The organism is Inquilinus ginsengisoli, assembly GCF_050434925.1.
Lineage (GTDB): Bacteria > Pseudomonadota > Alphaproteobacteria > DSM-16000 > Inquilinaceae > Inquilinus > Inquilinus ginsengisoli_B.
Genome location: NZ_JBNDJK010000001.1, coordinates 164405 through 187069 on the forward strand (window position 1 = coordinate 164405; position 22665 = coordinate 187069).

Genomic DNA, 22665 nt, shown 5'->3' on the forward strand with positions numbered 1-22665 from the left:
GTGGTGGTGGTCGGATGCGTCAAGTGCACTTGACAGATGCGCTTAACGGCCCTCGTTACGGGGCGCGAATTCCGGCAAGTCGCGCGTCATCCCGTTCAGCGCCCACACCATCGGCATTGCCGTGGAGAAGGGCACCATCCGGGCGAGGTTGCGGGCCTCCTGCTGCGACATCTGCCGGCCGTGGAGGATTGGATTGATCCACCCGCCGCCGGCCTTGGACGCATCGTCCAGCAGGCTCATGGTCGGGTTGCCGAACAGGAAGTTGGACGGGAGACCCGTGTTGCGGAAGTCGAATACCGGAGCCTGCCCGCCGAGCGTGAGCGCGCTGTCCATCAGCATGGGAATGATAGAGGAGGCCCCGCCGTTCTGGAACGCGGCCAGGGCGACGTTCTCCGGGGTGAGGCGGCGTTCAAGGAACTCCTCCCGGTCGCCCCTACCCGCCGCCTGGAGGTTCGTCTTGGTGACATAGACCAGCCCCGCAAGGAAGTTGGTCAGGAGGAACGCCGAGACGGCCTCACGGTCCCGGAGATGCACGGATGCGAGGGTCTGTTTGGTCCACGCGCCCAACATGAAGGTGCGGAACTGGAACAGCACCTTCCATAGACGGTTGCTGGACCACCGATGCATGGCCCCCGGATCGTTCTCTTGAATGATCCGCCGAGCCCACCTGAAGGCCGTGTTCTCAAAGGCGGCGCGGGCCTCCACGTCCGTCCACTTGTCGAGATTGAGCCGGGTGATGGTGGCAAGTTCCCCCGTTGCCTTGGTGGCGTTGGCCCGGATCTCGGCCAGCACCCGGCTAAGCATCTCCTCCCCCATGCCGAGCGTTCGGAGGCGCGCTAGGTTCGCTTCGGTGGGTTCCTGGGCCAGCCGAGCGAACTTGTGCGCGATGCCCCGGACGGTCCACCGATGCAGGGCCGTGTTGATCGCGGCCATGCCCGAGATATGGGAGGTGACCCGTTTGCCGTACTGGAGGGCGTTGTCCACCATCAGCCCGGCACGGGAACCGCCGTCCATCTCAACCCGGCCCCATGCCGCCTCGCCAAGGTCATCCCAGCGGCTCGCATAGGCGCCCCTGAGATTGTCCGATCCGATCCCGAGAACGGCCTCCATCTCCTCGGCGAGGCTGTCCTCCAGCTTCCCCGTTCGGGCATCCCGAACGAAGGTTCGGAGCGTACCCATGCCGCTGATCGACGCCTTCCACCCGAGCTGGCCGATGATGTTCCCGACCTCGGCCACCTGGGCGAACCCCACCTGTCCCATGAGGCGGGTGAAGTTGAAGTCCTGGAGCCGGCGGAGGTGTCGACTCCACGGCCCCATATCGCTCGGATCAGGGGCGCCGACGATGGCCCGATAGAGGTAGCGGAGGTTCGCCTCGTCCCGGTTCATGTCGTCCAGCTTTTGCCCGACGAACTCCCCCGTGGCCTTCAGCCGCTCTATCCAGGTCTCGAACTCGGCATCCTTGACGATGCCGTTGAGGATGGCCCCACCGGTCTCCGGATCGGTGATCTGAAGCCGGGCCAGGGCCAGGCGGCCGGACATCTCCCGGCTGTAGGCCGTGAAGAGCTGGTGCGGGTCATTCACCAGGAGGTCGGTGAACCGGAGCGTATCCATGCTACCGGTCAAGCGGTTCTCTGCCGTGATGGCGGCATGCTCGTTCAGGAGCACCCGCTCCTTGCCCCGGCGGGGCGCCCCGTCGCCCTTCTTGGTCAGGAAGCCGATGAGGCTGTCCACCTCTTCGGGCTGCATGTCCACTCCATCGGCCCGGAGAAGGGTTTCCCGCAAGAGGTCCATATCGTCGCCACTGAAGGCCCGCTGAAGCGACTGTGACAGGCCCGCCCGGTTGCCCTGGATTACGCGGACGTATCCCTTACCCAGCTTGTCCGCGATCTCTGCCGCGATGTCCGGCTGTGCCTCCTTCACGGCCTGGGCGACGAGACGGGAAAGCTGGGCGTTGCCGTACCGCTCCAGCGCCGCGTTGATGTTGGCGTAGTTGAACACGCGGGGCAGGTAGCTCGGGTTCGGAACGCTCTCCTCAAAGCCCGCAACGGGGCGCCTAACGGTCCCGTCCCGGAGCCCTGGGTTTGCCAGCATCTCCCGGTATTTCTCGAAGGCATCCCGGTACGCCTGGCCCGCCTTGACCACGGCGGGGTCGAACGTCTCGGTCGGATCGGTGCTGCGGATGAACCGGGCCACGTCCTCCCCGAACTCGCCGGCTCGGGCCTGTCGCTGGAACCAATTCAGGCCCCGAGCGGTGGCCCATTCGTTGAGCGCAGGGGCCACCTGCCGGGCCACCTGGGTTTCCATGCGGTGGTGGATGAGGGCCTGTTCTTCCGTGGCGCCGAACACGGTGGCGATGCGCTTGTCCGCATTTCCGACTGCATCTTCCCCGAGGATGCCCAGAGCGCGCGCCACGGGGTTCTCCGAACGCTTGAGCTGGCCCACGGCGTCATACCGCCATGCTCCATTCACGCCGCTCCGGGGGGCCTGCTCCTCGGTGAGCCGGACCATGTCGCCCACGTCCAGCCGAAGGGCTTCCCGAGGAGAGGCCCGCATGGCGCCGAGAGATGCCGCATCGCCAGCAGCAGGGGCCGTTCCCTGCAATGCTTGCCGAGGCTGGACGAGGCCGGTGGTGTCCATCAGGGATCGCCCAATGCGCACCAGCGAGGCCGTTTCCGAGACGGTAGCGGGCGCCCTGCTCAGAGCGCCGAAGCCCGCCCCGAGGACAAGACCGGCTCCCGCCGCGTAGAGCGGGGCCATGTCATCCGGGTTGGCTTTCTGCGCCTCAACGATGGCCTGTGTCCCGCCAGCGGTTGCCGCCTCCACACCACCGAATAAGGCAGCGGCGCCGACTCGGCCAACTGATGCCGCCTTCACCGCGATCCCGGCAATCCCTCCCGAGACGATGGCAGCCGCCAAGGACGGCGGGTCAAGGATCTGGGCAAGGAGACTTGCTCCCACACCCCGAAGGCCGGCCTGGGCCATCATCTCGTCCTTGTCGGCCTCCTCTCTGGCCTTCCTGAGGAGGTACTCGGCGTGATCTTCGGAGGTCGCCGCCGCGAGGCCCTGAAGGTACTCCGGGGGGAGGCGATATTGCTCCGAAGCGTCCTTCAAATATTTCTCGGTCAATCGGAAGTCCGGATCGGGGGCGAACTCGGGATCGGCGCTGAACATCAGCCCGCCCAGGGTGTCGTGCTGCCAGCTTTCGGTAAACAACTTGAAGAAGCCGGGGGCTTTGGAGTCTTCAGCCTCCGCCGCCTTCGCTGCCTGAAATTTCTCCAGCATCGAGACCGGAGCGGGATCGACCGCGCCCCCCATGTCAGGGAAGCCAGGGAGACTTGGGGCCTCCCCGCCGAGCACCTGACGGGCGTAGTTCAGGCGGTTTTGCCACCCGTCGCCGCCGCGTGGGTTCTCAGTGGTCCATCCTCGGGGGCGCTCAAACGAAATCATCGCATCCGTGGCATCCTCCAGCGAAGTTGCCGTGCGGAGCTGGTCGCCGATGGCCTTCTCGGAGGTCTGGAGTTCGTGATCCACGAAGGCGAGTTGGGTTAGGAAGTCTGTCGCCGGCTTGCCGCGGTCGGCGGCGAACTGTGCCAGGGCAGTCTTGCGACCCTGACCGGGGGACGGATCGCGCCACCCGAAGGCGCCCAAGCCCGTGCCGTTGTCGTGGATGGCTTCCGGGTTGAGGCCCGACTCCTGGAGGCCATTCCCGACGATGGCAGCGGCGCCGGCATCGGAGTAGCCACGAGCGCGGAAGTAGGCGAGGCCCGCTTGGGCCCTCTCGTTCGAAGCCGCCATCAGGCGCGATCCTCCAGAAGATTGACGGTGACCCCCGCCGCTTCCATCAGGGATGCGAAGGTGATCCGGGACAGGGGGATGAGGTGCGGCTCGGCCAAGCCCTCAATCGGCAGGCCCCGCCACTCGATGCGGAAGGCCATGAGCGGGCCGGGATCGCGACGAACGCCGAGTTCGTGCAGGTCGAGGTCGGCCGCCTCGCCGCCTTTGGCGTGGAATTCCTCCAAGCGCCGATACAGGGCCTCCGGGAGCCATTCCGGGGTCTCGCTCGGGGCGAGGCCGGGGATGATGTGATCGTTGACGACCACGGCGTTCGCGAGGATGGCGTAGGCCACTCGCGGCCGATCCGCTTCGTGCTTGATGGTCATGTTCGGGTTCTCCGATGTGGACATGGAAAGCCCGCCGCGGGGCGACCGGGCGGGCGGGTTCAGGGCGATGCCCTCTCAGCGACTCTCAGGAGGCGCTAGAAGGCCGTTGGTGGGGTTGGGCTACGTGGTAGCCGGCAGCGCGAAGAAGGGCTCTAGCGACTCGTGACGAAGCCGTAGAGGCATTCGCCGAAGGGGCGGAGGATGGTCCCTAACGAGCAGCTTGGAGGGCCGCGTCCGCCGCCTCCCCGAGTGCCGCTTCCCATGCATCGTAGAAGGCTCCGTCCTCGGTCTCGGGGCCAGGCATCGGCCGGCTGTCGAACTCCCACGAGAAGCGCGACCCGGAACCGTGGGTGCGATCGGCCAGGGCCTCGGCAGTGGCGGTGAGGTTCATCGTCACGCCACCCGGCAGGGGCACCTTGCGGGAGACCGTGCCAGTCCCGACAACGGGCGCGGCGGTGGGCTTGGTTGCCATGAGGACGTGGAAGGGACGGGACCATTTCAGGGGTAGGGTCATGGGTTAGACCTCCTCGTCCTCATCCCTCATGGGCAGATCGTTGATGGTCGGCGCGGCGTGGCCACCAAGGGCCCCTAGCGGGAGGGTGCTGCCATCGGCGAAGATCAGGATCGTGTTCGGTCGCTGCCTCCGGTCGCCGAGCCGGCCGACATACAGCCACTCTCGGCCGTCCTTGGTGGGGGCCTTGAAGACCCGCAGCCATCGCTTGGTGGTCACCGAGCGGACCATGAAGGCGGTCGGCTGGCGGGTGCGATTGCCGGCCATGCGCTCGGCATCGCTGCCACCATCAAGCTTGATCTCGACAGGGACGTTCAGCTTGGGATTGTTCCGGCTGACAGAGATCTCCGCTCGCGTGGTGGCGGGCACGGCGGCGGGCAGCAGCTTGTTCGGGGTCGGCATGAGTTCTCCTTCGGCGCCCGTTCGGGGCCCGTTTCGGTGGTTGTGGGAGGATGGTCGAGGTGCCGCTTGCGCCTTCGGTAACAGAATACCGGGCCTCGCGACGGGCAGGTGCAGGCGGAAGCCCGCAGATTGCCTAGCTTTTTTATGACCCCCCTAATGGCCCCCCCGCCCGGTAGCGGAGCGAGGCCCGAGGTCATGGTCATCTGAAAGAGAGAGAAGGATAAGGAGTGAGGTGGTCAGGCCCGCCGGACTTCGGCCTCAGCCTTCGCTACCTTGCGGAACTCAATCATCATCAGCTCCTTGGCGGCGGCCTCATGCTTCTTGGGCACGATGATGCAATCGTGGACCGGTAGGCCGACTACTCCCATGGAGCGGAGGGCCAGCAGCACAGCGACAATGATCCGGCTCTCCAGGGCCTGGAACTCCATCCCGACGCCTCGGTAGAACATGCTCCGGATCGGGGCGTGTTCCCGCTCAATCACGGCTCGAACCACAGCCAACCCAGGGTGGGCAGGCCACTCCTCTTTGAGCCGGGCCTGGATATCGCTCGGCCAGCGTCGGAGGCCAGAGACGGCGCCGGGATCGTCAATCTTGGTCCGATCATCCAGCATGGCGTTTGCCACCGGCTTGACGATGTCCCTGGGCCACTCGGCCAGCTTGCCCACGGCGTAGAGGTCCCCCGCAGGAACCGGTTCGCCAGCCCTTCCATAGGCCATGCGAAGGAAGGCGGAGCCGAAGTCGAGGCTGACTACCGGCTCTCTGCCAATCAACAGCGCGGCGCGGTCCTCCGTGGGCATGATGATCCAGAAGGAATGGTACAACCGGCCGCCCAGCCCGAAGGTCGGATCGGCGGCGCTGAAGATGCGGCTCATGGTCCGTCGAGAAAGGTTCACGGGAGCTTCTGGACTGTGGCCGGGGGAGAGGGACAGGTCGGCCCCCGCCCACCAGTCATTCAGCGTGGTCATCTCGCCCCGCATTCGGATGGTCTCCGGGGTGTCGTCATAGTCCACCTTCCGGCCTCTAAGGCGCGCGTCGGGGTGGTTGTTCGACCACTTCAGGACGATGGTCTCCCGGCCCTCGCCGAGGGCGAAATCCGCTGTGGTGAGGTCTGGATACTGGCCAATGGTCGCGACCAATGCCGGCCCCGCCTCAATCACCGTCTTGAACGATTGCCGACCGAAGGTCCCGTAGTGCCAGGCGCCCTTGTGCTGGATCAGGAAGCCGGCATCTCCCATCTGGTCGAGGGTGCGAGGGAACGTCTCGCCGAGGAACCAAGCATCATACCTGTTCTTCCTCTCGCCAAGCTGGCCCTTTCTCCGGGGCACGGTGAGCGTTCCATCCGGGTCGGATAGCAATTGGTGCACTAGGTCGCTGACCAAGGCGGTGACCGTGGCCTTGAACGAGGCTGCATCAGCGGGACGCCGCTTCCGGCAGCGCACGCCAAGCCTTTGCTCATGCTCCTCCACCAGGGCGAAGACGACAGCGACAAGGTCACATGCGGTCGGCGTCATGGGCTCCCTGTGCGGCTCGAAAGGCCGGGCCTTAAGGCGCGCGTTCACCGTCTCCAGAGGAGCGGCCAGAGGCTTGGGCTTGGGCTTCGGTACTGCGCGGTGCAGGGCGGCGTGTTCGGCCGGGCTTAGGTGTCTCACGCGGATGCCGTGATCGCGCCAGAGAGCGAGGTCTTCTGGAGTGGTCGGCGCGCGCCTACGGGGCATGATCGGGCTCCTTTCTGGCCCCGAAGGGCTTGGCGGCCAATGGTCATTGGGGGTTGAAGGGCAGCCGAACGAGCGGCTGGGGGCGTTTGGGGGATGTGTCAAGTGGCGCTTGACAGGTGGGGAAGGGGACCGGATCTCCGATCCTGCGAAAAAGAGTCTAGGTCAGCCCGGCACACGAAGGCATCATTTCGAGATCGCAACGATCTTGGCGGCGGAGGTGGCGGGCATGCTTCGTCAGCGCTCCAGGACCGACCGAACACTGCGCCGTCACATCTAATGGAGGTGTTTGGAAACATCTGCCGACCTAAGACATTGAGCCAGAACGGGAATGTGGAGATATCCACAGGGTACCCGTCAGGTTGTCTAGTCGGCCCCCCAGGCGACCGGTCGTGGCCAGTGTGTGGGTATGGACGAAAGCGGGTCTCTCGCGCTCCCAGGGCGAATGGGAGGGTTTGGAAGCGCCACCCGCGGAACCCCAGGCGGCGCCTTGCTTCCGTCCTCTCTCACCCCCTGCACCGCATCACCGTCTGTCGGCTGGTCTCGAACTCACGGGCCAGGGCGGCGACGGCAGCACCCTCGGACAGCCTCCGGGCGATCTCCGAGCGCTGTGTCTCGGTCAACCCACGGGGCCGGCCCAAGGTCTTCTTGCCCTCGGCCTTGACCCGCGCCAAACCGGCCCGCGTCCGCTCAATCAGAAGATCACGCTCGAACTCGGCTACGGCGTTGATCACCTGCATGGTCATCTTCCCAGCCGGGCTGGTCAGATCCATCCCACCGAGAGCGAGGCAGTAGACCTTGATGCCGAGCCCGGCCAACCGCTCCACAGTCGACCGAACGTCCATCGCGTTCCGGCCGAGCCGGTCCAACTTCGTCACGATCAGCACATCACCACGCTCCAGCCTGTCGACCAGCTTGCCGAAGGCCGGCCGCTCGAATGCGCTGGTGCTACCCGACACGGTCTCGGTCACGGCCCGATGCGGCTCGACGTGGAAGCCTGCGGCTTCAATCTCGCGGAGCTGGTTGTCGGTGGTCTGGTCTACGGTCGAGACCCGGACATAGGCGAAGGTGCGGGCGGTCATCGTGGCGGTCCCTGAGTCTGTCCAAAAACGTGCCACAAGATATGAACATGTCCACAATCCTGTCAACACTAGTTTTTGGACAGGGAAAATGAGGGTGTCCGGGACCGGTCGTTTATGGACAAGGTGCCCAGGCCAACCGGGCGGAGGAATTCGTCAGGGCTAGTGTGTGGGTTTGGAACTCCCCAGCCGGTTGAGCGGGAGCGGCAGTCGACTCCGGATTGCAGTGGCTCCCGATGCGGTCCTAAGCTGCGGCATGGGAATTGAGCGTGGATACGTCGCAGCCGATTGGTCCACCGCGCCCGAAGGTGGGGGCATAAGGGCCGCGTGCGGCGAGTGCTGGATCATCTTCCAGGAAACCGAAACGGGCTGGGCGGCCACCTCCGACAACCTGATCAACTACGATATCGAGGAGCCGGAACATCTCCGGCGTGCCGCAGCCCAGGCGGTTCTCGCTGCACGGCCCCGCCGGCACCCGTAGTGGGACACTGAAGCGCCCTCGTCCGATCCCGCGAAGCGAACCGAGGGGGTACCGGGGGGTGATCCGCGCATCCTTGTGTATTCAGATGCCCTTTCACATTTTTGTCGTGTTTTAAGCCGCGCCCTCGGTGGGCCGTTCGGACGAACCTCCGGGCGAACCCGAAGCGTCAGCAGGCCGGGAACGTGGCCGTCTTCGACTTCACCCGCGGCACCACCACCCAGCGCATCCGCACGGTGACCATTGACGGTGCGCCCTGGTTCGCTGCCATAGATGTTTGCCGGGCCATCGGGCTTCTCGTGGATAAGCGGGGGACCTTCCACCACCTCGTCCGTCTAAACCCACGGGAGAAGCGCCCAGCAACCCCGGTGCTGAAAAAGGGGATGCCAGGACAGCCCGCAACGCTCATAAGCGAGAGCGGGCTGTACAAGCTGATCCTCCGGTCGCAGCGGTCGCCCACTGCCAAGCCCTTCCAAGACTGGGTTACCCGCGAAGTGCTGCCCACGATCCGCCGAGAGGGGGCTTACACCACCCCCGGAAGTTTCGGGGGTAAGGAAGACGCGCGGCCCATGATCACGCTCGCGCCGGCCCCCTCAGAGACCGATAGGGAGCGCCAGAACGCGGCCACGTGCCAACGGCTGAACGACGCCGCGGAATATGAGCTGATCTTGCGCGCCATCGCCGCCCTACAGGGCCGGGTCGAACGCCTGAAGGCCGAGAACGAGAGCCTGCATGACCGCATGCAGCGCGCCCTTGCGATCCTGGCCGGCTGATATGCGCATCGTAACGCGCACCAGGGGCCAGCCCCTCTCCACCCTCGAAACGTCCTTCCGGCCACACCTGGACGGCGGCGATGACGCCAAGCTCCTCGCCCTGGTCGGGGTGACCCGATGCGATGACGGGAGGATGGCGCGGCGCGCATGGGAGCATCGCCGCAGGTGGCGAATGGGACAACGTGTCTACCTGGGGCCGCGAAGGCAGTCCGACAGGTGCGGCCGATAACACCAACAACACATCTGCCCGGCCGCTAGTACATAGAGTCAAGAGAGCGCCGATGCTCGTCAACCTTCAGAAGTAACCGCGTTCCCGCTTCGGTCACTTCCTGCAGGCGACTCATTACGTCCACCATGCCGGCATCAGCGATTAGTGCATCATCTGGCAAATCCCCAAGCTGGCGGAAGACGTGCTGAGATCTTGCCAGTTGCACTGCGCATTCGGAGCCCAAGGAGAGATTTGAGATGCTCGTCTCCTCAATGACCTTCGATATTTCGCTTATCTTCTCTGATATCTCAACAAACAATTCCCTAACGGAAGACAAAGAAGTCATCCTTCCATCTATCTGAATTTCGCTCATCCAATCAGAGAGAGATCCCTTCATAAGGTAAAGAGATTGGAGAGATTTACCAATTTCTTGCAGCTCGGCAAGCTCCTTCGCTTTCCTTATTCTCTCTTTTCTTTCGTAATAGACTTGGCGCGACCCCATCACCGCCTCGATCAATTTTTGAGGCAATTGGATGAACCAGTCCGCAGTATCGCGAAATTGCTTCAAGAGATCGACATCGATCTGCATTGGTTTCTCCGTCTACGATTGGCTTTAATCGACATTGCGTGAGCCGCGCCGCCATTGCCAGGGCACCTCAAAGGCTCCCCTCCAGATCCCCTTCCTTGCCTCCTTCGCTGCCGCCTCCTGCCCCTCGTAATCCCGGCTGTAGCGGGTGAAGGCCACGGCCCAGCCCTGGGCAGCCATCCACTCGCTCAGATCCTCGCCCCCGGCCCGGCAGACGGCCACGATCCGGCGCCACCTATCACGGTCCCGTTCGGCACACCTCACGGTCGCCTGGCCGATGAAGTCGGAGAGGGCCAGGGCTGCCCGCTGCCCGCACCTGTAGCTGTCCCCGTTCTCGTCCTGGCAGAGCTGGCGCGTCTCCGGGGCATCGACACCGAAGAACCGGATGCGCTGGCCGTGGATCTCGATGGTGTCGCCGTCGATGACCGAAGCGCGGCCCGTGATGGGTTCCTTAGCGGGTGCCGGGGAGGGGACCGCGAGGAGGACGAGGAGCACGGAAGTGCCGGCCATGGCTGTCCTGAGGAGCGCGCGGAAGGTAGTCTTTCGGGGAGCCGTAGAGGGGGAGAGCCATGCAGTTGCCAACGTTCAAGTACCATCCCAGGCCATTGGAGACCGGCAGCATCGTCGCTTCGGAAGCGGTATGCGTTTGCTGCGGCGAGAGCCAGGGCTTCATCTACCGCGGCCCCGTGTACGCGGTCGAGGATCTAGATGATCGGCTCTGCCCGTGGTGCATTGCCAGCGGCGCTGCCCATGAGAAGTTCAACGCCTCTTTCACGGACGAGGCCGGGATCGGCGATTACGGCAGGTGGGAGCCCGTCCCGCGGTCGGTGGTGGAAGAAGTCGCACTCCGCACGCCCGGCTTTTCGGGCTGGCAGCAGGAACGCTGGTGGACCCATTGCAACGATGCCGCCGAGTTCCTTGGGGCAGTCGGCTACACCGAGGCCGCCTCTCTTGGACCTGACATGCTCGCCGCCCTCGCTGCCGATACGGGGATGGAGGACGAAACCAGGAGGGACCAGTTCGTCCGGTCACTCAGAATTGATGGGAGCCCGGTGGGGTTCGCCTTTCGGTGCCTCCATTGCGGGAAGCTGGGCGGCTATACGGACGCGCACTAAGACCGAACCGCGACGGGCTCCGAAAGCTGCCTCCTATGGGCGCCCCATGATCTCCTCAATCAGCGCCACCAGCGCCTTTCCCCGCGCCGTCAGAAACACGTCCTTCTCGCGCCGATCATCGTAGGCGTCCCGTGTGAGCAGGAGGCCAAGGCCGGCCGCCGCATTACCGCCCACGCGCTTCAACACCCGCGTTTCCCCGAGGTCCAGGATGTAGCGGCACACGGTGGACTTGGACACCGACGACTGTTTGACGATGTAGCTGATGGTCCGCCCCTCATGCTTGGCAGCGACGAGGAGGGTGTGCACGCATGCGATGCTGAGGGAGGGGTCAAGCTTCTGCAGCTCCCTGATGAACCGCAAGGCCTTGGAGAGACCGTCGCTCATGCTGAATTCCATCCCGAGGGCCGGCCTGTCTGACCGGCCGGTTGAACGAGAACGGCGCCCCCGAAGGGACGCCGCTACGGCACTGTTGCTGGGGTGATCAGCTTTCCCTCATGGCACCTCAGGGGGCCGGAAGGCGGCGATGAGGTAGCCTGCGGGGAACCAGAGGAGAGCGCCCGCGGCGAAGCCGATTGCGAACCACATGCTCAGGCCACCGCCGATGGCTCGACAGAGCGGAGCGGCCGGCTCGGGAAGCACCAGAGGGCATAGGCGGGGCACGAGAGGCAAGCGCCCGAGAAGGTCCGGTGCCCGCCGGTTGCTAGGCAGGGGGAGTCCGCGCAGGCCCGCTGCAAGGCCTTCAAGTCATCCGTGGGGGTACTGAGGGCCGTGTCGCCATCATCGCGTGCTCCGGTCGGGTGGACGGGAGAGCAGCCGATGGCGTAGGCGGGGCACGAGAGGCAGGCACCGGAGAAGAGGCGGTCTCCTCCGGTGGCGATGCAGGGGGCGGCCTGGGCGGCGCTGGTGGTAAGGTGGGTGGTCGGCATCTGTCGGCTCAATCCGCTGGGCCATCGCCATCCACTGGCGAGGCTGGTTTCGGAGAGCTACGAAGAGGCCCTGGTCAGGATGTACGGTTGACTTGTATCATCAACCTGTATCATCGCGGCCGGAAAATCCTCCGTAACTCATTGAAAGGATTGAGTTTTTGGAGGCTGGCTGGGGCGCTAGGATTCGAACCTAGGAATGACGGGATCAAAACCCGCTGCCTTACCACTTGGCTACGCCCCAATCGGCCGGGCGGGATAGATAGCCCAGCCGGTGCAGCATCGCAACCGCGCGTTGCCGCCCGGTTTTGGGCATAATAGAAGATTAAGCGCGTATGCGGGGCAGCGCGGATCACGGTAACGGTCGAGGCAGGTCACGGCATGAGCGGCGAACGGCCCCAGGACGACTCCTTGCACTTTCCGGCGCAGACCGCGCCAGAGCCACAGGAAGAGGCCCGGCTCAACGCGCTGAACGACAGCGTGATGCAGCTGCAGGAGGAGCTGCGCAGCGCCCGCGGCGAGATCGATACGCTGAACGAACGGCTGGCCGAGGCGGCGACGGCGCAGCCGCGCCGCGGCGGGCTGCTCGGCTGGATCGCGGCGGCGGTGATCGCCGTGCTCGGCATCGGCGGCCTCGCCATGGTGAACTTCGGCTCACGCGAGCCGGCACCGCCGGAGCCGGCCAGAACGCCGGCGACCACCGCAGCCGCCCCGACCCCCGCGCCGGCACCGGCCGTGACGACCGCTCCCTCCCCGGCGACGCCGCCGGCCGCACCGACGACCACGGCGCAGACCGGCACGACGGCCGCCCCGCAACCGGCGCCCCCGGCAGCAGCGCCGCCATCGCCGCCGGCCGAGACGTCGGTGGCGACGGCGCCGCAGCCCGACGCCGCCCCGGTGCCTGCCCCGGAACCGGCGACGGCCCCGGCGACGCCGGCTGCGGAACCACAGGCATCGGCCTCCGTGACTCCGCAAGGCACCGATGCGGAGCCTGCCGCTCCTGTGTCTCCGGCAGATCCGGCTGCGGAACCACAGGCATCGGCCTCCGTGACTCCGCGAGGCACCGATGCGGAGCCTGCCGCTCCTGTGTCTCCGGCAGATCCGGCTGCGACGCCGCCGGCGGCGGAAAGCCAGCCCCCGGCCGCACCCGCAGCGTCCGCGGACCAGGCCGCGGCACCCGACGATCCGGCGGCGCAGGCGCCTTTGCCCAACGACGCCTCGGCCGAGCTGCGCACCCTGGCCCGCCGGGCGATCGCCGGCACGCCCGACGCCGAGCACGATCTCGGCACCTTCTACGCCCTCGGCCTGCAGGTGCCGCGCAGCTTCGAGCGGGCCGCATACTGGTACCGCAAGGCCGCCGACCACGGCGTCACCAACGCCGCCTACAATCTCGGCGTGCTGCTGGAGCGGGGCCTCGGCATGGCGCGGGATTCGGCGACCGCGACGACCTATTTCCGCAAGGCGGCCGAGGCCGGCCACCCCGATTCGCAGAACGCGCTGGGCCTGGCCTATCTCAACGGCAGCGGCGTCACCCGCGACCCGGCCGAGGCGCTGAAATGGTTCCGCCAGGCCAGCGCCAACGGCAATCCGCGCGGCGCCTACAACATGGGCCGGATGTACGAGACCGGCGCGGTCGGCGCCCCCGACCCGCGCGCCGCCGCCGGCTGGTACCGGGTCGCCGCCGATGCCGGCAGCGCCGACGCCAAGGCGGCGCTGGCCCGGCTGCAGGACGACACCCCGCGCAGCGGCTTCGTCACCCTGGCACCGGACGCCACACCGGCGGTGCCTGCTCCCTCGCCCGCCGACGCCAGCGCCGATCAGCTCCTGGGGGCGCTGGCCTCGCAGCTCGCGCCGCCGGGACCGGCCGCCCCGGCGACCGCGCCCGAGGACCAGCCCGCCACCGCCGCCAAGCCCCCGATCCAGCCTCCGCTCCCCGGCGAGCGCCCGACGCCGCCGGCGGAGCCGGCGACGGCAGCGGCTGAGCCGGCTTCGGCCGAACCGGCGGCCGCGCCCGAGAACCCCGCCCTGATCATGGCCCAGCCGGGCGAGACCACAGCAACGGAGGCCGCTGCCGCCACCCCGGTGCCGGGCCGCCGCCCCGAGCCGCCGGCCGAGCCCGCCGCGACCGAACCGGCCGCGGCAGAGCAGACGGCCGCACCGGATGGTCAGGCCACGGCCTCCCCGCCGCCCCCCGCCCCGGCGGAGCAGACCGCGGCGGCGCCAACGGCCGAGCCGGCTGCGCCGGAAGGCCAGGCCCAGGCGTCCCCGCCGCCCGCCGCTGCAACGGCGGCGGAGCCGGTGGCCGCGCCGGAAGGCCGGGCCCCGGTCTCGCCGCCGCCCGCGGCCCGGTCGACGCAGACCGCGGCTGAACCGGTGGCAGTGGAGCCGGCGGCCGTGCCGGAAGGCCGGGCTCCGGGCTCGCCGCCGCCCGCGGCCCGGTCGGCACAGGCTGCTGCGGCAGTGGCGGAGCCGCCGACAACGGGGTCGTCGGCTACGCCGGAGGGCCGGGCCCCGGCCTCTCGGCCGCGCGCCGCGCCCCGGCCCGAACCGGCCCCTGCCGCGCCCGTGGCGGCCACCAGCGAGCGGAGCACGGCGCCGGAAGGTCGTGCGCCTGGCTCGCCACCGCCGACCGCGACCCGGCAGGCACCGCCGCAGCAGGTCGCCGCGGTCCCCGCCGCTCCTGCGGCACCGGCCGCACCAGCCAGCCGGCCGGCCGGCGACGCGCAGGTCAGGGAGATCCAGCAGCTGCTGACGATGATGAACTACGACGCCGGCCCGGCGGACGGCCGGCTGAGCCGCCAGACCCGCAACGCCATCGCCGCCTTCCAGCGGCAGCAGAAGCTGCGGGTCACCAGCCGGCCCTCGCCGGCGCTGCTGGAGGCACTGCGCCAGGCGGCCGGAGCCGAGACGCCGGACTGGACCCCGGGGCATTTCTGACCACAATCGCGGTCGAAGGTGACCCGGCGATTCGGGCCGCCATGGAATGCGGGAAGGCAAGGCGATGGGTCAGGACGCGGTCTGCATCTGGGCGGCCGGGGCGACGCTGGGCGAAGGGGCGCTGTGGCTGGCCGAGGAGCAGGCGCTGTACTGGGTCGACATCCTGCGGCCGCGGATCCTGCGCTACGACCCGGCGACCGGGGCGCAGGTGGAGTGGCCGATGCCGGAGCCGATCGGCTTCATCGCGCCGCGCCGCCGCGGCGGGTTCGTGGCCGGGCTGCGCAGCGGCTTCCACCTGATCGACCTGCCCGAGGGAAGGGTGACGCCGATCGGCAACCCGGAGCCGGACCGGCCGGGCAACCGCTTCAACGACGGCAAGGTCGACCCGATGGGCCGGCTGTGGGCCGGCACCGTGGAGTTCGGCTGCGCCGAGCCGACCGGCGCCTTCTACCGGCTGGACCCCGACCATCGCTGGCACCGCATGGATGACGGCTACATCGTCACCAACGGCCCCACCTTCTCGCCCGACGGCAGCATCCTGTACGAGGCGGATTCGGAACGGCGGGTGGTCTACGCCTACGACCTCGACCTGGCCGGCGGCGCCATTTCCAACCGCCGGCCCTTCGTGATCTTCGCCGAGGATGACGGCGTGCCGGACGGCATGACGATCGACCGCGACGGCCATCTCTGGGTGGCGCATTGGGGCGGGTCGCGGGTCAGCCGCTTTCGCCCGGACGGCACGCTGGACCGCGCCGTGGCGATCCCGGCGCCGCATGTCACCAGCTGCGCCTTCGGCGGCCCCGGCCTGACCACGCTCTACGTCACCACCGCCCGGACCGGGATGTCGGAGGCGGCGCTGCAGCAGCACCCGCTGGCCGGCGGGCTGTTCGAGATCAAGGACGCCGGCCACGGCCTGCCGGGCAGCCACTTCGCCGGGTAGCTCTCAACCGAACCGCTGACGTCCCTCCCCCGCTCAGGGTCCCGGGGGCGGCTCCGCCGGCGCATCTGGGGCCGGTTCGTCCGGAGTCTCCGGGGTCGGTTCGGTCGGCCGGATCGCCGCGCGGGCGGCGGCCCAATCCTCCAGCGCCTTGGTCTCCAGCCGCCGCACCGGGGCCGAGGGGGTGCCGTCGAAGCGCAGCCCCACCGCCGGCACGTCGGCATGGGCACGGAAGCCGACATCGATGCCGAGATCGAGCCGCCAGCGCGGCAGGTCGAGAGTGAAGCCGCCGGTCCCCAGCGCCGTGTCGGTGACCAGGCGCAGATCGGTCGAGGCCGCGATGCCGTCGGCGATGGCGAAGGTGGCGTTGATCGCCGGCACCGCGGTGCTGCCGCCGGCGAAGGCGGCGCGCAGCCCTTCGAGGAAGGCGCCCGGCAGCCCCGGATCGGCCAGCAGGCGCCCGGCCGCGGCGAGGTCGATGCCAGCCAGCGCGGCGTCGCGCACCGCCACCAGCCCTTTGCCGTCCAGCCCATAGACCAGGCCGGCGATGCTGTTGCCGGCCGAGGTCGCGTCGAGGCCGAGATCGAGCCGGCCGGCGAGGCCCTGCGGCCCGGCCGACTGCCGCAGGACATCGGCGAGGTCGGCATCGACCAGGTCGGCATGGCCGGACCAGCGCGGCATCTGCGCGTCACCCTGGGACCAGTCGATCCGGCCGTTCAGGCCGAGCCGGCCACCGGCCACGCCGGCCGAGAGCCGGTCGAGGTTGAGCCCGCCCTGGTCGAGCCGGGCGTGCAACTCCGGCTGGTCGAGCGTCCAGCCGGCGAGCGAGACCGCCGCCGCGTCGAGGTCGAGATTGCCGTCGATCCCGGCCAGGCCGCCGAGGTCGAAGGGCCGCGCCGGCCATTGCCCGGCGGCATCGCCGGACGGCGCCAGACCGGCCAGCAGCCGGTCGAGCGGCAGCGCCGTGGTCCGCAGCGACACCGCCAGACGCGGCCGGGCGCCGCCGGCGTCGAGCTCGACCGTGCCGCCCAGCGACACCGGGCCGACCGTACCCTGCAGGTTGTCGAGGCGCAGCCGGCCGCGGGTCCAGTCGGCATCGGCATAGAGGTCGATGCCGCCGAGATCGGGCGCCGCCAGGCCGCCCTCACCGACCCGCTGCAGCAGCCCCGGCAGGTCCGGATGGGTCAGGCGTAGGCCGAGCGTGGCATGCAGCGCCGTCGCCGCGTCGGACAGGCTGCCGCCCAGCGCCACGGTGCCGCCGAGCGCGTCGACCGTACCGTCGACCGACAGCGAAGCCGGGTCGCCGCGCAGCCGCAGCGAGGCCTTGAGCGGGCCGGCCGGCGGCGTCGGCACCGCCCCGTGCAGGCGCAGCGCGCGCAGCAGCGTCGAGGGGTCCTGGGCGTCGAGCGTCGCCTGCAGGTCGATGTCGCCGAGACCGGCGAGCCGGCCGATGGCGCCGTTCAGGCTGAGCCCCATGCCGCCCGGACCCTCGACGCGGCCGCTGTGGAGGGTCAGCGCGCCCTGGGCCAGCGTCGCCTCGAGCCGCAGCCCGGTGAAAGCGGCGCCGTCGACCGCCACGGCATCGACCGAGGCGTCGAGATTGACGTCGGCCCCGGTCAGAGCGGCCAGGAGGCGGTCGCGCAGCCCGGGATCGGATTGCAGCAGTTCGGAGAGCGGCGGCGCGCCGGCCGGGCGGTAGGCGTCGATGTCGAGCCGGCTGATCGTCAGCCGGGCGCCGAGGCCGGGCCGGTCGCCGGCGACATAGGTCAGGGCGCCGGTCAGCCGGTTGCCGTCGAGATCGGCGTCGAGGCTGGCGACCCTGAGATTGACGATGTCGCCGGTCAGGGTGCCGGCAATCCTGCCTCGGCGCAGCGCCGTGGCCGGGATTGCGCCGGGATCGATGCCGGCCCAGTCGAGCGCACCGCGCAGGTCGTCGGCCGCGAGCTGGACCGAGAGCTGATCCGCCGCCGGCCGGTCGCCGTCGAGGCGGATGGCGCCGGAGGCCGCGGCCGAGGCGCCGCCGGGCAGGCCGAAGGCGAGGCGGGTCAAGCCGATCCGGGCCGGGTCGAGCGTCGCCTGCAGCCGCAGGTCGCGCACCAGCCCGTCGCGCACCGCCAGCGCCGCGACCGACAGGTCGAGCGTGCCGGCCACCGGCAGCGCGGCCTTGCGCGACAGCACCGCGGCCAGGCGCCCGGCCAGAGTCGCCGGATCGACACCGTCGCCGACCCAGTCGGCCAGGGCCAGCCGGTTGAAGCCGAGCGTCGCCTCGACCTTCGGCACTGGCGCGAGGGTGACGGCGATGCCGCCGGCGGCGCGCATGTCGCCGAGATCGGCGGTGAGGTCGGTCAGTTCGATCCGCTCGACGCCGGCCTCGTCCGCCCGGGCCTGCACCGTGGCGCGCAGGGCGAAGACGCCGGGCCGGGACGCGGAGGCGGGCAGCTTGACGCCGATCCGCGCCAGGCTGGCGTCGAGATCCTTGCCGACCACCGAGACGTCGCCCTGCAGGCCGCCATCGGGCCGCAGCAGGCCGCCGAGCCGCGCCTCGGTGGCGTCGAGCCCGACCGTCGCCGTCACCGGCAGGGCGCCGAGCGGCGAGCGCGGCTGCAGCGCCAGGTCGAGCGTCATCGGCACGCCGGCGAGGACGCCGGCGCCGCTCATCGAGACCGGCCCGCCCGGACCGGGCGCGCTGAGCCGGACATCCGCCGCCTCGACCTCGAGCTGGCGGCCGTTGCGGCGGTCGAGCCACAGGATCGAGCCCTGACGGATCGCGGCGCGGACGGAATCGAGCCGGCCGCCGATGTCCCCGCCCAGCCCGTCCCAGGAGCGGCGGCCATCGGGCAGTGTCTCCAGCGCCACGCTCGGCTGGTCGAAGGTGACGCCGACAATCTCGATGCGGCCGAGCAGCAGCGGCAGGAACGAGACCCGGAGGTCGACGCCGATCGCGGTCAGCAGGTCCGGCACGGTGGCGCCCGGCACGCTGGCGACGCGGACGTCGCCGGCGGTGAGGCGCGGCATCGGCAGCATCTCGAACGAGACCGGCCCGTCGATGGTGACGGCGCGGCCGGTCAGGCCGCCGATCTCCTGGGCGATGCGGGCCCGATAGGGCGTCCAGTCGAGCTGCCCGGGCACCACGAGCACCGCGGCGACCAGCAGGACGAGGAGGATGAGGAGACCGAAGGCGAGTTTCTTCAAGGCTCTGCAGGCGTCGTCCGGGGTTGCGACTCCGGCGCATGATCGGAAATCGTCGGACAGATTCACAATACAAATCAGGATTGGGACAAAACACCGAGGAAATCGTGCTGCTGCGATCTTATCCCGCATCGCCGTTTCAGCTAGTCTCGACGGCACGGAGGGATGCGGACAATGGGCGAAGTGATCAATCTGCGGCAGGCGCGCAAGGCCAGGGCCCGCGCCGACAAGGAGGCGCAGGCGCAGGAGAACCGCGCCCGCTTCGGCCGCACCGGGGCGGAGAAGCGGCGCGACGCCGACACGTCCGAGCGCGACGACCGCCGGCACGAGGGGCATCGCATCGACGGCGGGGATGACAAGGATCCGGACGGGGGCGCTGCCTAAATGCGCTCCATTCCTCGGGTCGCGGCCCTGGTTGCACTGCTCGGGCTGATCCTGGCCGGCTGCGCCGGCCCCACGCGGCCGCCCAAGGGCGGCGGCACCGGCGGCGTGGCCACCGATTTCCAGCATCTGCCCGGCTGGCGCGAGGACGGCGTCGCCGCCGCCCTGCCGGCCGTCTGGAACACCTGCAGCGTCTATGCCGGCAAGTCGCCGGGGACGCAGCTGAACTACAACGGCATCGAGGGGCCGGTCGAGGACTGGGTGCCGATCTGCGACGCCGCCCACCGCCTGACCGGCCGAGACGAGGCCCAGGCCCGGCAGTTCTTCGAGACCTGGTTCACCCCGGTGGCGCTGACCGGCTTCGACGGCGGCCAGTTCGGCCGCTTCACCGGCTATTTCGCGCCGGAGCTGAACGGCAGCCGGGTGCGCCGCGGCGCCTACCAGACGCCGCTGTACCGCACTCCGGACAACGCCCGAGACCGCCGCAAGAGCCGGGCCGAGATCGCCCGCGGCGCGCTGGAGGGGCGCGGCTACGAGATCGTCTGGGTCGACGACCCGATCGACGCCTTCTTCCTGGAGATCCAGGGCTCCGGCAAGGTCCGGCTGGACGACGGCAGCGTCATCGGCCTGAAGTTCGACGGCCAGAACGGTCAGCGCTACAAGGCGGTCGGCCGGGTGCTGGTCGATGCCGGCATCGCCACGCTGGAGGAGATGTCGATGGGCTACATCCGGAACTGGATGATCGCCAACCCCGACCGCGCGCAGTGGCTGATGAATCAGAACCCCAGCTACGTCTATTTCCGCGAGAAAGAGGCCGCGGACGTGATCGGCGCCCATGACGTGCCGCTGACGGCGGGGCGGAGCCTGGCGGTCGACAAGGACTACATCTCGCTGGGCACGCCGATCTGGCTCGACATCGAGGACGACCCGACGGTGCCGGGCCGGACGCTGCGCCGGCTGGTGCTGGCCCAGGACATCGGCGGCGCCATCCGCGGCCCGATCCGCGGCGACCTGTACTGGGGCGAGGGCCACGCCGCCGGCGACATGGCCAGTGCCATGAACGCCGAAGGCCGGGCCTATATGCTGGTGCCTCGGGCGACGCTGGGGCTGGCCGCCGGGCGGTAGGGCGGGCAACAACGGCGAAATTCAGGCATCCAGTCCTGCACGAATCGAAGGCAGGCGATGCAAGGCACGCAATGGCGCCGCCGATTCGGCCGACGTAAGGTAAGGATCGCGGCCCCGAGGCCGTCCCTTGCCGGCCGCCGCCCTCATGACCCTGACGCTCGCCCAGCCCCGCGCCTCCGTCGCCGCGGGCATCGGTTTCGCCTGTCTCGGCTTCGCCCTCTACACCTGCATGGACACTGCGGTGAAGTGGGTCTCGGCGGGCTTCCCGCTGTATCAGGTGATCTTCTTCAACTCCGCCTTCGGGCTGCTGCCGATGCTGGCCTACGCCCAGCTGACCGGCGGCATCGGACAGCTGCGGACCAGGCGGCCGTGGCTGCACATCGCCCGGTCGGCGATGGGGCTGGCGGGGTCGTTCACCTGCTTCCACGCCTATGCCGAGATGCCGATCGCCGACGTCTACGCCGTGCTGTTCTGCGCGCCGCTGCTGATCACCGCGCTGTCGGTGCCGATCCTCGGCGAATCCGTCGGCTGGCGGCGCTGGACCGCGGTCGGGGTCGGCTTCATCGGCGTCATGGTGATGCTGCGGCCGGGCGCCGGCATGGCCAACCCGGCGGTGCTGGGCGCGCTGTTCTCCGCCGTCGTCAATGCGGTCGGCTTCCTGCTGCTGCGCCGCTTCATCGCCAGCGAGAACCGGATCTCCTTCGGCTTCTATGCCAACGCGACCACCGCCATCGTCACCGGGCTGATGATGCTGGCCTTCGGCGGGGTGATGCCGGAGCTGCGCGACCTGCTGGCGATCGCCATCGGCGGCATCCTGGGCGGCACCGCCTATCTGTTCGTCACCAACGCCTATCGCCAGGCGCCGGCCGCGGTGGTGGCGCCGTTCCAGTACAGCCAGATGATCTGGGGCGTGGTCTCCGGCTACCTGCTGTGGCGCGACGTGCCGGACCCGACCATGCTGATCGGCTGCGGCATCGTCATCACCAGCGGCCTGTACATCCTGCACCGCGAGACGGTGCGCCAGGCGCCGGTGGCGCAGGGCGCGACCCCAGCTGCCACCGTCGCCTCGGTGTCCTCGCCGATCAGGACGTCGCCGGACCACGGCTGAGCCGCTCGCGCACCTCCGGCGTGGCCAGGCAGGTGGCGACGGCCTCGTAGCCGGGCGCGCCGGGATAGGGCGCGACGTAGACCGGCGGGCTGTGATTGGCCGGGCAGAGCAGGATCGCCTCGTCCGGCCCGACCGCCGCCAGGTCGAGGATGGCGCAGGAGCGGGTCATCAGGAACAGCGGCCGGCCCTCGGGGGCCCCAGGCCCGGCGGGCCCGCGGCGGCGGAGATGGGCGGCCAGCGCCTCCTGCGTCGCCTGGTCCAGCCCCTGCTCGACCATGTCGACGACCACTGGCCCCTCGGCCTCCAGCCCGGCCAGCAGGGCGACCAGCGTATCCGAGACCACAGCGCCGTCCTCGACCAGCCAGGCCAGGGCTCGGTCGACCCGGGCGCGAAGGTCCGGATCGGCGGCCAGCCGGGCCTTGGCCGCCGCCCCGCCATCGTCCAGCCGGTCGAGGCCGAGGAAGGCGGCGCCGGGCAGCATCTCGGCCAGGCGCAGCGCCAGCCGGGTCTTGCCGCTGCCGAGCGGGCCGATGATGTAGGTCAGCGGCCGGACCGGCCCGAGCTCGAAGCGCTCGCCGCCCCAGGGCCAGGGCAGGTCGAAGGCGATGCCGGACCCGGGGGGCGACAGCAGGCCCGCCAGATCCCCGGCGGTCGGCGCCCGGCCGCGGGCGAGGCCGTCGCGCAGGCCATGCACCCGCTCGATCGTGCCGGCGAGCTGGCGCAGCCGGCCTTCGAGCGCCGCCTGATGCGCCGCCAGCGCCGGCTCCAGCCCCTGCGGGTCGCCCTGCAGCACCCGCGCCACCTGGGCCAGGCTGAAGCCGAGCGCGCGCAGGGCGGCGATCTCGCCGGCACGCTCCATCTCGTCGGGGCCGTAGGCGCGCCAGCCCCCGGCGCTGCGCACCGGGGCCAGCAGGCCGCGCTGCTCGTAGAGCCTGAGGGCCTTGGCCGAGACCCCGAGCCGCCTTGCGGCCTCGGAGGCGTTCAGGAAGCGGGTGGAGGACATCACGGTCTCACTTCGTCGTTGATTGACCGCCCCCCTTA

General features: G+C 69.4%; 18 protein-coding genes and 1 tRNA gene. 7 read left to right on the plus strand and 12 right to left on the minus strand.

Going from position 1 to position 22665, the window contains the following annotated elements:
• Positions 1 to 42 precede the first annotated feature (42 nt).
• The 6 genes from QFZ27_RS00855 to QFZ27_RS00880 all read right to left on the minus strand — a co-directional run bounded on the left by QFZ27_RS00855 (position 43) and on the right by QFZ27_RS00880 (position 7867).
• Entirely contained in the window at positions 43 to 3795 is a 3753-nt protein-coding gene (locus QFZ27_RS00855) for a phage tail tip lysozyme (protein ID WP_429224188.1), read from the minus strand.
• Entirely contained in the window at positions 3795 to 4160 is a 366-nt protein-coding gene (locus QFZ27_RS00860) for a hypothetical protein (RefSeq protein ID WP_429224189.1), read from the minus strand. The genes QFZ27_RS00855 and QFZ27_RS00860 overlap by 1 nt, the downstream gene beginning before the upstream one ends.
• A gap of 208 nt (positions 4161 to 4368) precedes the next feature.
• Entirely contained in the window at positions 4369 to 4674 is a 306-nt protein-coding gene (locus QFZ27_RS00865; protein WP_429224190.1) for a hypothetical protein, read from the minus strand.
• A 3-nt stretch (positions 4675 to 4677) separates the two neighbouring features.
• A complete protein-coding gene (locus QFZ27_RS00870) occupies positions 4678 to 5073 on the minus strand; it encodes a hypothetical protein (protein ID WP_429224191.1) in 396 nt (131 codons plus the stop codon).
• Positions 5074 to 5309: 236 nt separating this feature from the next.
• Positions 5310 to 6584 carry a hypothetical protein gene (locus tag QFZ27_RS00875; protein WP_429224192.1) on the minus strand — a complete coding sequence of 425 codons (1275 nt, stop codon included), beginning with the start codon at positions 6582 to 6584 and terminating at the stop codon, positions 5310 to 5312.
• 707 nt (positions 6585 to 7291) lie between these two features.
• Complete coding sequence (locus QFZ27_RS00880) at positions 7292 to 7867, minus strand: recombinase family protein (protein ID WP_429224193.1); 576 nt, start codon at positions 7865 to 7867, stop codon at positions 7292 to 7294.
• A gap of 660 nt (positions 7868 to 8527) precedes the next feature.
• On the opposite strand from QFZ27_RS00880, the gene QFZ27_RS00885 reads away from it, so the two are divergent.
• The gene (locus QFZ27_RS00885; protein ID WP_429224194.1) at positions 8528 to 9115 is read left to right on the plus strand and encodes a BRO-N domain-containing protein; all 588 of its coding nucleotides are present in this window, start codon (positions 8528 to 8530) and stop codon (positions 9113 to 9115) included.
• A 254-nt stretch (positions 9116 to 9369) separates the two neighbouring features.
• Here the strand turns inward: QFZ27_RS00885 and QFZ27_RS00890 are convergent, their stop codons facing one another.
• Complete coding sequence (locus QFZ27_RS00890) at positions 9370 to 9912, minus strand: hypothetical protein (protein WP_429224195.1); 543 nt, start codon at positions 9910 to 9912, stop codon at positions 9370 to 9372.
• 24 nt (positions 9913 to 9936) lie between these two features.
• Positions 9937 to 10419, minus strand: coding sequence for a thermonuclease family protein (locus QFZ27_RS00895; RefSeq protein ID WP_429224196.1), 483 nt, complete (start codon positions 10417 to 10419; stop codon positions 9937 to 9939).
• A 59-nt stretch (positions 10420 to 10478) separates the two neighbouring features.
• Between QFZ27_RS00895 and QFZ27_RS00900 the strand changes: the two genes are divergently transcribed.
• Positions 10479 to 11024 carry a CbrC family protein gene (locus tag QFZ27_RS00900; RefSeq protein WP_429224197.1) on the plus strand — a complete coding sequence of 182 codons (546 nt, stop codon included), beginning with the start codon at positions 10479 to 10481 and terminating at the stop codon, positions 11022 to 11024.
• Positions 11025 to 11057: 33 nt separating this feature from the next.
• Here the strand turns inward: QFZ27_RS00900 and QFZ27_RS00905 are convergent, their stop codons facing one another.
• Together QFZ27_RS00905 and QFZ27_RS00910 are read right to left on the minus strand one after the other, a co-directional pair.
• Positions 11058 to 11408, minus strand: a complete 351-nt coding sequence (locus QFZ27_RS00905) for a hypothetical protein (protein WP_429224198.1) — start codon at positions 11406 to 11408, stop codon at positions 11058 to 11060.
• A gap of 708 nt (positions 11409 to 12116) precedes the next feature.
• Positions 12117 to 12191: transfer RNA gene (locus QFZ27_RS00910), tRNA-Gln, on the minus strand.
• A 137-nt stretch (positions 12192 to 12328) separates the two neighbouring features.
• Between QFZ27_RS00910 and QFZ27_RS00915 the strand changes: the two genes are divergently transcribed.
• Both QFZ27_RS00915 and QFZ27_RS00920 read left to right on the plus strand, forming a co-directional pair.
• Entirely contained in the window at positions 12329 to 14884 is a 2556-nt protein-coding gene (locus QFZ27_RS00915; RefSeq protein WP_429224199.1) for a peptidoglycan-binding protein, read from the plus strand.
• 64 nt (positions 14885 to 14948) lie between these two features.
• Positions 14949 to 15824 (plus strand): SMP-30/gluconolactonase/LRE family protein, encoded by an 876-nt coding sequence (locus tag QFZ27_RS00920; protein WP_429224200.1) that lies wholly within the window; start codon positions 14949 to 14951, stop codon positions 15822 to 15824.
• 33 nt (positions 15825 to 15857) lie between these two features.
• On the opposite strand, the gene QFZ27_RS00925 is transcribed toward QFZ27_RS00920, so the two are convergent.
• Positions 15858 to 19013 carry an AsmA family protein gene (locus tag QFZ27_RS00925; protein ID WP_429224201.1) on the minus strand — a complete coding sequence of 1052 codons (3156 nt, stop codon included), beginning with the start codon at positions 19011 to 19013 and terminating at the stop codon, positions 15858 to 15860.
• A gap of 171 nt (positions 19014 to 19184) precedes the next feature.
• Here QFZ27_RS00925 and QFZ27_RS00930 point away from each other — a divergent pair, with 171 nt between their 5' ends.
• The 3 genes from QFZ27_RS00930 (at position 19185) to QFZ27_RS00940 (ending at position 21624) form a co-directional block, all read left to right on the plus strand.
• Positions 19185 to 19394 carry a DUF4169 family protein gene (locus tag QFZ27_RS00930; protein ID WP_429224202.1) on the plus strand — a complete coding sequence of 70 codons (210 nt, stop codon included), beginning with the start codon at positions 19185 to 19187 and terminating at the stop codon, positions 19392 to 19394.
• Complete coding sequence (gene mltA / locus QFZ27_RS00935) at positions 19395 to 20516, plus strand: murein transglycosylase A (protein ID WP_429224203.1); 1122 nt, start codon at positions 19395 to 19397, stop codon at positions 20514 to 20516.
• 145 nt (positions 20517 to 20661) lie between these two features.
• Positions 20662 to 21624 (plus strand): DMT family transporter, encoded by a 963-nt coding sequence (locus QFZ27_RS00940; protein ID WP_429224204.1) that lies wholly within the window; start codon positions 20662 to 20664, stop codon positions 21622 to 21624.
• On the opposite strand, the gene QFZ27_RS00945 is transcribed toward QFZ27_RS00940, so the two are convergent.
• Positions 21599 to 22627: a MerR family transcriptional regulator gene (locus QFZ27_RS00945; RefSeq protein ID WP_429224205.1), complete on the minus strand. Its 1029-nt coding sequence runs from the start codon at positions 22625 to 22627 to the stop codon at positions 21599 to 21601. The two genes, QFZ27_RS00940 and QFZ27_RS00945, sit on opposite strands and share 26 nt — an antisense overlap.
• Positions 22628 to 22665 lie beyond the last annotated feature (38 nt).